The sequence below is a fragment of the Qipengyuania gaetbuli genome (assembly GCF_020524765.1).
GTDB lineage: Bacteria > Pseudomonadota > Alphaproteobacteria > Sphingomonadales > Sphingomonadaceae > Qipengyuania > Qipengyuania gaetbuli_A.
In genome coordinates this window covers 364,388-376,146 of the sequence record NZ_JAIVLR010000001.1, presented here as the reverse complement: position 1 = coordinate 376,146, position 11,759 = coordinate 364,388, and the positions used below count along the sequence as shown (strand labels likewise).

Annotated in this window: 11 protein-coding genes; 6 read left to right on the top strand and 5 right to left on the bottom strand. The window is 63.4% G+C overall.

Annotation, left to right across the window (positions count from 1 at the left end; genetic code table 11):
• Positions 1-63: 63 nt before the first annotated feature.
• From LC083_RS01935 to LC083_RS01915, 5 genes are all read right to left on the bottom strand, one after another.
• Positions 64-501: a MucR family transcriptional regulator gene (locus LC083_RS01935; protein ID WP_222554078.1), complete on the bottom strand. Its 438-nt coding sequence runs from the start codon at positions 499-501 to the stop codon at positions 64-66.
• A gap of 119 nt (positions 502-620) precedes the next feature.
• The gene (locus LC083_RS01930; protein ID WP_226698966.1) at positions 621-1,073 is read right to left on the bottom strand and encodes a GNAT family N-acetyltransferase; all 453 of its coding nucleotides are present in this window, start codon (positions 1,071-1,073) and stop codon (positions 621-623) included.
• Entirely contained in the window at positions 1,070-1,684 is a 615-nt protein-coding gene (gene tsaB, locus LC083_RS01925; protein ID WP_226698965.1) for a tRNA (adenosine(37)-N6)-threonylcarbamoyltransferase complex dimerization subunit type 1 TsaB, read from the bottom strand. Before tsaB ends, LC083_RS01930 begins: the two co-directional genes overlap by 4 nt.
• A gap of 37 nt (positions 1,685-1,721) precedes the next feature.
• Positions 1,722-2,330 carry a malonic semialdehyde reductase gene (locus LC083_RS01920; protein WP_226698964.1) on the bottom strand — a complete coding sequence of 203 codons (609 nt, stop codon included), beginning with the start codon at positions 2,328-2,330 and terminating at the stop codon, positions 1,722-1,724.
• A gap of 32 nt (positions 2,331-2,362) precedes the next feature.
• The gene (locus tag LC083_RS01915) at positions 2,363-2,944 is read right to left on the bottom strand and encodes a NifU family protein (protein ID WP_160609115.1); all 582 of its coding nucleotides are present in this window, start codon (positions 2,942-2,944) and stop codon (positions 2,363-2,365) included.
• A gap of 98 nt (positions 2,945-3,042) precedes the next feature.
• On the opposite strand from LC083_RS01915, the gene LC083_RS01910 reads away from it, so the two are divergent.
• The 6 genes from LC083_RS01910 (at position 3,043) to LC083_RS01885 (ending at position 11,735) form a co-directional block, all read left to right on the top strand.
• Positions 3,043-5,973: a M16 family metallopeptidase gene (locus LC083_RS01910; protein ID WP_226698963.1), complete on the top strand. Its 2,931-nt coding sequence runs from the start codon at positions 3,043-3,045 to the stop codon at positions 5,971-5,973.
• A gap of 110 nt (positions 5,974-6,083) precedes the next feature.
• Entirely contained in the window at positions 6,084-7,457 is a 1,374-nt protein-coding gene (locus LC083_RS01905) for a class II 3-deoxy-7-phosphoheptulonate synthase (protein WP_226698962.1), read from the top strand.
• Between the two features lie 74 nt (positions 7,458-7,531).
• The gene (locus LC083_RS01900) at positions 7,532-8,656 is read left to right on the top strand and encodes a sensor domain-containing diguanylate cyclase (RefSeq protein WP_226698961.1); all 1,125 of its coding nucleotides are present in this window, start codon (positions 7,532-7,534) and stop codon (positions 8,654-8,656) included.
• 153 nt (positions 8,657-8,809) lie between these two features.
• Entirely contained in the window at positions 8,810-10,039 is a 1,230-nt protein-coding gene (gene egtB, locus LC083_RS01895; protein WP_226699999.1) for an ergothioneine biosynthesis protein EgtB, read from the top strand.
• Positions 10,036-11,034 carry an L-histidine N(alpha)-methyltransferase gene (gene egtD, locus LC083_RS01890; RefSeq protein ID WP_226698960.1) on the top strand — a complete coding sequence of 333 codons (999 nt, stop codon included), beginning with the start codon at positions 10,036-10,038 and terminating at the stop codon, positions 11,032-11,034. The genes egtB and egtD overlap by 4 nt, the downstream gene beginning before the upstream one ends.
• A 41-nt stretch (positions 11,035-11,075) precedes the next feature.
• Complete coding sequence (locus LC083_RS01885) at positions 11,076-11,735, top strand: TIGR02281 family clan AA aspartic protease (protein WP_226698959.1); 660 nt, start codon at positions 11,076-11,078, stop codon at positions 11,733-11,735.
• Positions 11,736-11,759 lie beyond the last annotated feature (24 nt).

The following is an 11,759-nucleotide window of genomic DNA, read 5'->3' as shown; positions in this document are numbered from 1 at the left end:
CCAATGAAAAACGCCCCGCACCCTTATCGGGCCGGGGCGCTGTTCTCAAGCGAGGGATGCGGATTACGCCGCTTTCTTGCGTCCGCGCTTCTGGCCGGGCTTGCGACCGAGGCCGATCTTCTTCGCCAAGTCACGGCGCGTATCCGCATAGTCGGGGGCGACCATCGGATAGTCACCGGGCAAGTCCCAGCGCTGACGATATTCGTCAGGGGTCATGCCGTGTTCGGTGGAAAGGTGCCGTTTGAGCATTTTCATCTTCTTGCCGCAGTCGAGGCAGACAACGTGGTCTTTCTTGACCGACGCGCGGACAGAAACGGCAGGATCGGGACGCGCTTCTTCGGTGATCGAAGTGCCATCGAGGCCGGCGAGCGCTGCATAGACATTCGAAATCAGGGCCGGGACATCGTCGACGGCTACGCTGTTATTACTCACATGCGCGGCAACGATATCCGAGGTAAGCGTAATCAACGTTTCGGCCATATCGGTTTCGAAGTGGTCCATAGTCATCTTTCTCCCTTTTCTATGGGATACGCCGACCATTACGGACTGTCTACATGAGATTGTATAAAACCGACAATTTTGTCGCGTCCATACAACTGGACGTTACTTGGGCTATGAAATTACAATGACTTGGCGAATGTGACTGCGTCGATGGGGGTGCCATCAAGCGTGCGGTAATAGTCCCTGCGCCGACCGATCGGTTCGAATCCGGCGGCCAGGTAGACCCTTTCGGCCTCATTGTTCGCGCGCATTTCTAGGAAAACCCGGGCGGCTCCGGCCTTTCGGGATGCTTCGAAGAACCGGTCGAGCAACAGGCGGCCGATACCCCGACTGCGCATGTCAGGTGATACTCCGATCAACAGAAGTTCGACTTCGTCCAATACCTTGCGGGCAAGAACAAATCCGGCTGCATCTGCCGCTTCACTTGGTGCCTCGCCGTTTTGATCGGCCAGCAACATGAAGCCCGAAGAAAGGGAAAGCGAATCCTCTACTTGCCGGCGCGTCCACGCCTCGCGCCAATAGGGATCGAAGGCGCTCTCCATCACGGCCATCAGCTTGTCGATGTCGTTCATGCGCCGGGAAGCTTCGCGTCCGGCGGCCGGCCGTAGATCGGGGAAAGCTGGTCCGTCAGCAGGCGTTCGCCCAGCGAGGCGACCCCGCTTGCATCGGGCAGGATATCGAGAGCGCGACGGGGGCTATCCAGTCCTTCGGACAGCTGCGCCGCGCGATTGCCTGCAACAACCGGATGGCGGGCCGCCAGCCTTGCCTCCTCCGGGACGAGCGAGCGGACTTTCGTTTCCGGCAGGCCATCAGCTGCGAATTCCTGCAAGAACCACTCGCCATGCCCGCCGTTCATGCAGACCGTCACGGGCCCGGCATTTTCGGCCTGGGCGATCGCGGCGACCAGCGCCAGCGTCGGATACCCGCGAACGGGCACCCCCCATGCAACGCCAAGTGCGCGCGCAGTGGCAAGCCCGATGCGGACGCCCGTGAAGCTCCCGGGACCCAGCGAGACGCGGATTTCGTCCGCGCGGCCCTTGCCGGGCAAGTCTGCAATCATCGGCACCAGCCGTTCGGCATGGCCGCGCCCGATCGTCTCGTGGAACGAGCCGATGACGTCCCCGTCCTCGAACAGGGCTACCGAACAGGCTTCGGTCGCAGTTTCGATTGCCAGCATCCGCATGCCGTGCGCCCTGCCTCAGCCTGCGGTTCGCTTCAAGTCAGGCGATGGTATTGAACTTGCCGAAATCGGGGCGCGGGCTGCGATCGAAGATCGTCGTGCGGTCGCCATAGCCGATGCTGCAGATGAAATTGCTCTTGTGGCGCGGGTTGTCGCTGAAGAACGCCTTGTCCACCGCCGCATTGTCGAAACCCGACATGGGACCGCAGTCGAGCCCGACGGCCCGTGCGGCCAGCATGAGGTAAGCGCCCTGCAGCGAGGAATTGCGGAATGCACCCTGTTCGCGGCCCTTTTCGTCACCTTCGAACCAGCTTTTCGCGTCGGTGTGCGGGAATAGCCAAGGCAATTCTTCGTGGAAGTCGATGTCGTAGCCGATGATCACCGTGACGGGGGCGGCCAGCACCTTGGCTTCATTGCCTTCCGAGACGCAGGCCGCGAGCTTCTGCTTGGCCTCGTCCGACTTCACCCAGACGAAGCGGCCCGGCTGCATGTTCGCAGACGTCGGCGCCATCTTCAGCAGTTCGTAGATCGAGCGGATCTGGTCGTCCGAAACATCCTTGGGCAGCCAGCCATTGTAGCTGCGGGCTTCGCGGAAAAGCTGGTCGAGCGCGTCGGCGCCGAGGACGGTGTCATGGAACTGTGTGGTCATGAAGGGAACTCGCGTCAGGAAACGGGAACAGGTCAGGCGGCGCGGACTTCAACCACTTCGGGCACGTAATGTTTCAGCAGGCCTTCGATACCGTGCTTGAGCGTCGCCGAAGACGACGGGCATCCCGAACAGGCTCCCTGCATCTGGAGATAGACCACGCCGTCTCGATAGCCGCGATACTGGATGTCCCCGCCGTCACCGGCAACCGCCGGACGCACGCGGGTTTCGAGCAGTTCGTTGATCTGCGCGACGATGTCTGCATCTTCGGCACGTTCCTCGACCATAAGGTCCGCGTCCTCGGCAGGAACGCTGATCCCGCCCGCGCTGCCCGGCGCGAAAAGCGGGGCCTGCGAGACGAAATGATCGAGCAGGATGGAAAGCACCTGCGGCTTGAGATCGGTCCAGCTCGAACCCGGAGCAGCGGTCACGGTCACGAAGTCGCTTCCGAAGAAGACGTTGGTGACCTCGCCGGTGTCGAAGATAGCCTGGGCCAGAGGACTCGCCTCGGCTGCTTCGGGAGTGGCGAATTCGCGGGTGCCTTGTCCCATGACAGCCTCGCCCGGAAGGAACTTCAGGCTGGACGGATTGGGAGTCGTTTCGGTCTCTATGAACATGGCCGCGATGTAGGAGGCCGAGGGGCCAACGGCAAGCGAAGCTGCGAAAATGCCGGTGTTCACTGGTCCTTCACTTCGACGCCCCCTATATGCCCGGCATGACCGATTTCCCGCGCGCCGCCGGGCGTTTCGCGCTCGTCCTTCCCCTCGCGTTTCTCGCCGCCCAGCCGCTGGTGGCGCAGGATGCGCCTAGGCCCGCCTCGCTGCAGGCCGAAGGAGAGGTGCCGTGGATCTACGAAGGCAGCGACGTTCCACGCGACAAGGAATGGCTGTTCGGCGAGCTTGATAACGGGCTTCGGTATGGCGTGCGCGAGAACGGAGTGCCGCCCGGCCAGGTGTCCATCCGTGTCCGCATCGATGCGGGCTCCCTCCACGAGGAGGACAGCGAACTGGGCTATGCCCACCTGCTCGAACACCTCCTGTTTCGCGAGAGCAAGTATCTCGGCATTTCCGAGGCGATCCCGACATGGCAGCGGCTCGGTGCGACATTCGGCAGCGACACCAATGCCGAAACCAGCCCGACGCACACGGTCTACAAGCTCGACCTGCCGAACATCGATCCAGCCAAGCTCGACGAGAGCATGAAACTGCTGTCAGGCATGGTGCGAGCACCGGTCCTGTCAGACGGAAATGTCCGTACAGAAGTGCCGATCGTCCTTGCCGAGAAGCGCGAGCGCGGCGGCGTGGGCGAGCGTGTGTCCGAGACCTCGATGAAGACGTTGTTCGCCGGCCAGCGCCTGGCGGAACGCCTGACGATCGGGACCGAGGAAAGCCTGAAGGCTGCCAATGGCAAATCGGTCAAGGCGTTCTACGACCGCTGGTATCGACCGGAAAACACCGTGATCTCGGTCGTCGGCGATCTCGACCCTGTCCTGTTCGCCTCGCTGATCGAGAAGTATTTCGGCGACTGGAAAGCGACCGGCAAGGCGGCACCTGCCCCTGATTTCGGCGATCCCGTCGCGCCAGCTGGCGCGGATGCAGAAAACCCGGTCGGCGAAGTTGCGGTCATCGTCGAACCGACCCTGCCGCGTGCCTTCACCTACGGCTATTTCCGACCGTGGCGGCAGGTGCAGGACACCATCGTTTACAACGAGGGGCGCCTGCGCGAGCAGCTTGCCCTCCAGCTTATCAATCGCCGTCTTGAAGCGCGCGCGCGTGCGGGTGGCAGCTTCCTCTACGCGCAGGCCAGCGAAGCGAAGATCAGCCGGTCAACCCATGCCACGTTGGTCCAGTTCGCGCCGCTGACGGAGGACTGGGAGGCTGCCCTTGCGGATGTGCGCTCGGTCATCGCGGATGCGCTCGCCAACCCGCCGACGCGCGAGGAGATGGAGCGCGAACTCGACGAGATGGAGGTCGGCTACGCCAACCTCGTCGAACAGCGCTCGGTGCTCGCGGGATCGGGCTATGCTGACGACCTCGTGAACGCGGTCGATATTCGCGAAGCGATTGCCGCGCCCGAAACCTTCCTGATGGTTTTCAATTCGATGCGCCGTAAGTCGGACCCCGCGAACGTGCTGGAAGCGACCCGTAAGCTCTTCGATGGCGATGTCATCCGCGCCACCTACATCACGCCCGATGCCAACGAAGCCAGCAAGGCAGGCGTAGTGGCGGCACTGTCCAAGCCCGTCGAAAGCGCAGGCGATGCGCGGCTGGCCGCGCAGTCCATCTCCTTCGACGACCTGCCGCCCGTGGGCGAGCCGGGGACTATCGTCGCGCGGGCACCGCACACGCTGGGCGATGTCGAGCGGGTCGAGTTCGCCAATGGCGTGAAGGCGCTCCTGCTGGCCAATGACAACGAGCCCGGACGCATCGCGGTGAAGGTCCGCTTCGGCGCAGGGCTTCGCGCCTTCGGTCCCGAGGATGCAGCCCTGATCCAGCTGGGCGAAGGCGCTCTCATCCAGTCCGGCCTCGGCGAACTGGACCAGGAAGATCTCGACCGGCTCGCGACGGGCCGCAAGCTAGGGTTCGAATTCGGCATCGGTGAAGGCGCGTTCACTTTCGCGGCCCAGACCCGCAAGCAGGACCTTGCCGACCAGCTTTACCTTTTTGCTGCAAAGCTCGGCATGCCGCGCTGGGATGCGGCACCGCTGGCACGGGCCAAGGCCGCCGGAAGGCTCGCTTACCAGAGCTATGAATCGAACCCTGCAGGCGTCATAAACCGCGACCTCGAATATTATCTCTACGGGCAGGACCGCCGATTCCTCACGCCCACGCCGGACATGCTCGAAGGCGTGACGCTCGACCAGTTCCGCGAGGGCTGGACGAAGGCCTTGGGGCAAGGGCCGGTCGAGGTGCTGATCTTCGGCGACTACGACAAGGAAGAAGCGGTCGAGACGCTGCGCCGGACCTTCGGTGCGCTGCCGCCTCGTGAAGCGATCCCCGCGACAGCACTGGCCCGCGAAATCGGTTTCGCCCAGCCGGGCGCGACGCAGGTGCGCTACCACCAGGGCGAAGCCGACCAGGCGGCGGCCGTGATGGCGTGGCCGGCAGGTGCCGGGCCGGGTGAAATCCGCAAGTCCCGCCAACTTTCGATCCTGACGGAGGTCTTCAACAATCGTCTTCGCGATGCCATGCGCGAGCGGGCGGGCGCTAGCTATGCTCCGGTCGTGCGGCTCGACTGGCCGACCGATGTGGAAAGCGGCGGGACGATCACCGCGCTGGCCCAGCTGCGTCCTGGCGACGTGCCGGCTTTCTTCGCGGAAACCGACCGCATCGCGCGCGAGCTCACCCAGACCCCGCCGACGGTGGCCGAACTGGCCGAAGCGACCGAACCGCTGCGCAACTATTACGAGCGGATTTCAAGCGGGAACTACTTCTTCCTGCTGGAGCTGGAGAATTCCACGGTCGATCCCCGGCGAATGCAGGCACTGCGCGGGTTCCTGAACGATTACTCTCAGACCAGCCCGGATATCATGCTGGCGCTGGCGCAGGAGTATTTCGGTGGCACTTCCGGCTGGCGCATGGCCGTCATTCCGCAGGGCCAGGAGCTGGCGACGGCCTCCGCCATGACGACTGTCACCGGCCGCTAGGGACCGATCACGGCAATCGCGCTTTTGCGCTGGCCAAGTTTATGCTGCTTGCGCGAAAAGGGCCGATACGGCTCTGTCACCGGCCGCAAGTAACGAAGAATGGATGAGTAATGGCACGCGAATGGGCACCCGATAGCTGGCAGGCGTTCGAAGCACGGCACCTGCCGCGCTACGAAGACCCCGCCGCGCTGGAGGAAGCGACGACTGCTCTGTCGAGCCACCCGCCGCTGGTCTTCGCCGGCGAGGCGCGTGCACTGAAGGCAGATCTCGCCGAAGTGGCCGAAGGCAAGGCCTTCCTGTTGCAGGGCGGCGACTGTGCCGAAAGCTTTGCGGAATTCCACCCGAATAACATCCGCGACACCTTCCGCGTGCTGCTGCAGATGGCGGTCGTCATGACCTTTGCCAGCAAGAAGCCGGTCGTGAAGGTCGGACGCATGGCAGGCCAGTTCGCCAAGCCGCGTAGCTCCGACACGGAGACGCAGGGCGATATGACCCTGCCGAGCTACTTCGGCGACAATATCAACGGTATCGATTTCGATCCTGCCAGCCGGACGAACGACCCGCAGCGCATGGTTCGCGCCTATTTCCAGGCCTCGTCCACGCTCAACCTGCTGCGCGCTTTTGCCGGTGGTGGATATGCGAACCTGCGGCAGGTCCACCAGTGGACGCTCGACTTCATGGGCCGTAGCCCATGGGCCGACAAATTCGCCGACCTTGCCGACCGGATCGGCGAAGCGCTCGACTTCATGGAGGCCTGCGGGATCGATCCCGCAACCGTCCCGCAATTGCAGGGCACCAGCTTCTACACCAGTCACGAGGCGCTGCTGCTCCCCTACGAGCAGGCACTGACTCGTCGCGACAGCCTGACGGGCGATTGGTACGACACCAGCGCACACATGGTCTGGATCGGCGATCGCACGCGTTTCGAAGGCAGCGCCCACGTCGAATTCGCGCGCGGCATCGGCAATCCGCTCGGCATGAAGTGCGGACCCAGCCTCGAAACCGATACGATGCTGCGCCTGCTCGACACTCTCAACCCTGCGCGCGAGCCCGGGCGGATCACGCTGATCAGCCGCTTCGGCCACGACAAGGTGGAAGACGGCCTGCCGCGCCTCGTCCGCGCGGTGAAGGCAGAAGGCCATCCGGTCGTGTGGAGTTGCGACCCGATGCACGGTAACGTCGTGAAGTCGGACAGCGGCTACAAGACGCGGCCGTTCGATCACATCCTCACCGAAGTGAAGGGCTTCTTCGCCGTCCACCGCGCCGAAGGTACGCATCCCGGCGGCATCCATGTCGAGATGACCGGCCAGGACGTGACCGAGTGCGTGGGCGGGGCCATCGCCATCACGGACGAGGCGCTGAAGGACCGGTATCACACGCATTGCGATCCGCGCCTCAACGCTGCCCAGTCGCTGGAGCTGGCGTTCTTGATCGCCGAAACGCTCAACGCGGAACAGGACCAACTGAAAGCCGACGCTGCTTGAGGCTTTGGGTCTAGGTATTCTTACCTAGCCACGCTTCGCCCACCATTATCGGGGCCCGTGCCATGCATCATGCCATGGCACGGACCACCCGATCACTTGAAACACCAATTGCCTCTCGCACCGACACGGCCCTGCTCGTTGTCGGTTGGACCACCGTACTTCTGGCTCTGGCATTATTTCTGCGTTCCGCGCCTGCAGGGACCATCGTGGCATGCTGCGGCATGGGATTGCTGGTTGCGAGGCACTTGCGCCGCACATGCCAGCTCGACCGCCGCAACCGTTCACTCGAACGTGACGTCCGGCAGCTGGAGGCTGTCGAGGGTCTCGCCGGAATCGGACGCTGGTGCATCGAATGGCCTGAACGTAGGCATCTCTGGTCGCAGGAAATGTGCCAGATCGCGGGGTTGCACACGGATGCAGCACCGAACGACGAGCTACTCGCGCGCCTGATGCCTGACGGAATGGTCCAGCTGGAAGTCACGCTGGCCGCGCACGCTACCGATCGGGAGCCTTATGCAGCCGAGTTCGAACTGCTGCGGCCCGACGGCGAAGCTCGGATATTGAGAGCCCGCGCGCGCAATGTGTATTCTCCGGAAGGAGGGCTTGAACGCATCCTGATGGTCATACGCGATGCCACCGAGGATTACGCGTTCGTGCAGCAGGTCGAGGAAGAAAAGGCACGCGCCTTGCGGCTTGCGGAAGTCGCCCGGCGCGAAGCCGATACCGATGCGCTCACCGGGCTGGCAAGCAGGAGGGCGATCATGGCGGCGCTCGACCGCTCGATCCTGGGGGCGGAGAGATCGGGCAAGCCGTTCTCGATCATCATGTTCGATATCGATCACTTCAAGGAGGTCAATGACCAGAATGGCCATGCAGTTGGTGACAAGGTGCTTGTCAGGGTAGCCCAGATCGCGCTGCGCCATGCGCGGGACGGGGATTTTGTCGGCCGGATCGGCGGAGAGGAGTTCCTGTGGCTGCTGTCCGATTGCGACGAAAGGGAAGCGCTCGATGCAGCCGAACGCCTGCGCTGGGCCGTCGAGGCGGGGACCCATTCGCAGCCCATCCCCGACGTAACCATCAGTGCGGGCCACGCCACCCACGAAGCGGGCGAGGGCGCTCTCTCTCTTTTCGCCCGGGCCGACGCGGCCCTCTACGGGGCGAAGCGCGCAGGCCGTAACCAGGTCGCCCGTGCAGCTTGAAAGCCCATAAGTTATCATAGGTTGGCTGCGAGGGCGTTTATCGGGACTAACCCTTTAAACTGTCATCGAAATGCGTCATGGTGCCTTCATCTGCCGATTTCCGGCATCCGATCTGATGGAGGGAGGGGCCAGATTCCGTCCCATGCTGCCAGTATCGCGCGCGACCCGTCCGCGCTCGCCGCCCGCTTTGCGGAAACCCGCAGGCTGAGCGAAGCGCTGGTGGCGCCACTGTCCGAAGCCGACGCCACTTTGCAGTCGATGGAGGATGCCTCTCCGGCAAAGTGGCATCTGGCGCACACAACATGGTTCTGGGAAACCTTTCTCCTGCGCGACCACCTCGACGGCTACCGCCTGTTCGACGAGAGTTGGCCCTTCATTTTCAACTCCTATTACGAAGCCGAAGGCGACCGGATAAGCCGCTTTTCGCGAGGCATGCTGTCTCGGCCAACGCTGGCACAAGTTGTCGAATGGCGGGCCATTGTGGACGAGGCGATGGAGCCGCTTTTCGGCCGCGAAGAGCTGGCCCCCCTCATCGAACTGGGCATCGCGCATGAGCAGCAGCACCAGGAATTGCTGCTGACCGACATCAAGCACGCTTTCTTCAAGAACCCGCTGGGCCCGGCGATGTGGTCCGAACCAGTTCAGGGGGCGACAAAGGTCGAGGATGGATGGCATTCCCATCCGGGCGGTGTCGCGCGGATCGGCTTCCAGGAAGATGGCTTCGCATTCGACAACGAAGGGCCCGCGCACCGCGTACTGCTTCAACCGTTCGAATTGTCAGCGCACCTGGTGACGAACCGCGAATGGGCCCATTTCATGGAAGACCGCGGCTACCGCACGGCAAGCCTGTGGCTGTCGGACGGTTGGGCCTGGGTGCGCGAGAACGGCATCGCCGCGCCGCTGTACTGGTCCGACGACCGGCATTTCACGCACTGTGGCTGGCAGGATCGCGATCCTGCCGCGCCTGTCTCCCATATCTCCTATTTCGAGGCCGATGCCTTTGCGACCTGGGCCGGTAACCGTTTGCCGACCGAGTTCGAATGGGAAGCCATCGCCCGAGGCCAGGAAGGGGAGGAGCCGGCGCATGACCCGGCAGGTGGTAACCAGCTCGATGCCGCTGCGCCTCCGCAACCGCGCGGTAATACCGGCCTGTTCGGCGATTGCTGGCAGTTCACCCGTTCAGCCTACCTTCCCTATCCGCGCTTCCAGCCGGCGTCGGGGGCAGTGGGCGAATACAATGGCAAGTTCATGAGCGGGCAGTTCGTCCTCAAGGGCGCCAGTTGTGCGACCGTGCGCGGCCATTCGCGGGCGAGTTATCGCAATTTCTTCTATCCGCACCAGCGCTGGCAGTTCACCGGCCTCAGGCTCGCGAGGGACATATGACGCCGACACAAGGGATCGCTCTCGTTGACCTGGACGAAGATGGCGTCGACCGCGCGTTCCGCGCCGACGTTCTGAACGGCCTGCGCCAAAGCCAGAAAGCGGTTCCCGCACGTTGGTTCTATGACGATGCGGGCTCTGCCCTGTTCGAGGAAATAACGCGGCTGGAGGAATATTACCCCACCCGCGCGGAAACGGAGATTCTGCGCAACCATAGCGCAGACTTCCGTCGCCTGATCGGGCCGGGAAGGGCGGTAGTCGAGTTCGGATCGGGAAGTTCGGTGAAGACACCGTTGCTGCTGTCGGCAATCGAGCCGGGCGCCTATGTCCCGCTAGACATATCGGGCGATTTCCTGCGCTCTTCCTCTGCTGCCCTCGCGCGCAAGTTTCCGGGATTGCCGGTCCATCCGGTCGAAGCGGATTTCATGCGCGAGGTGGAGCTGCCCGATGCCATCGCGCCGCTCAAGAAGCTCGGTTTCTTTCCGGGTTCCACGATCGGAAACATGGTGCCGCGTACGGCGGTCGATCTCCTGCGTTCAATGCGTGCGACACTTCGTGGCAGCCGGGGCGAACGGCCAATGCTGCTGATCGGGATGGACCTGGTAAAAGACCAGGCGGTGCTCGAGGCGGCCTATGACGACGCGAAGGGCGTGACAGCCCGCTTCAACCTCAACCTTGCCGAGCGTATCAATCGCGAACTCGACGGGACTATTCCGACCGGCGACCTGGCCCACCGCGCCATCTGGAACGATGATTTTGCTCGCATCGAGATGCATCTCGAGGCGACGAAAGACATCGTGTTTTCCGTGTCCGGCGAGAAGTTCACGATGGAGAAGGGCGAAACCATCCACACGGAGAACAGCCACAAGTTCACTCGGCGGAGCGGCAACCTCATGCTGCTCGCAGGCGGCTGGACCCCGCTCCAGCACTGGAGCGACGAAGAAGGCCGTTTTTCGGTAACCCTGGCCCAGGCGAGCGAGCAGCGCGAAGCCCCGTGACAGTCATCGCGGCGCAAGCAATTCTGCGCTAGGACAGAGCCATGGAGCCACAGGCAATTATCGACGCAGGTGCTGAGCTTATCAGGGCGATTCCGCGCTCGGGCCTCCTCGTGGCCACGGTCGCGGCCCTGCTACTCGGCTGGATCGGATCGGCCATGCTCCGGCGGGAAGTAGCTGGTGGGCGCGCCGTGCGCACGCTCAGCACGCTGGCGCTTGTCGGCATCCTCGTAACCGTATTTCTGCAAATCGCCCGCTTCGATCCCCGCCTCGACACGATGACCGAAATCGGATTGCCCGAGCAGAGCATCGTCGGGGCGGAAACGGTCATCCCCATGGCGCCGGACGGCCATTTCTGGCTCAGCGCCGAAGTGAACGGGGTGCCGACCCGGCTGATGGTGGACACCGGAGCAACGCTGACGGCGTTCTCGACCGAGTCTGCCGAAGCTGCGGGCCTTCAGCCTCGGCCGGGCGGACTGCCCGTTATGCTCGGCACCGCCAACGGCACAGTGACCGCAGAACTGACCACTGTCCCCAGCCTGTCATTCGGGAATATCCGCGCCGAAGGGCTCGACGCGGTCATCGCACCCAATCTTGGCCGGACCAACGTGCTGGGTATGAACTTCCTGTCGCGCCTCAAGGGCTGGCGGGTGGAGAATGGCAACCTCATCCTGTCGCCTGCCAAGGCCGATACGCAGCAGTGAGCATTTGACCCGGGCGCGCCAGCC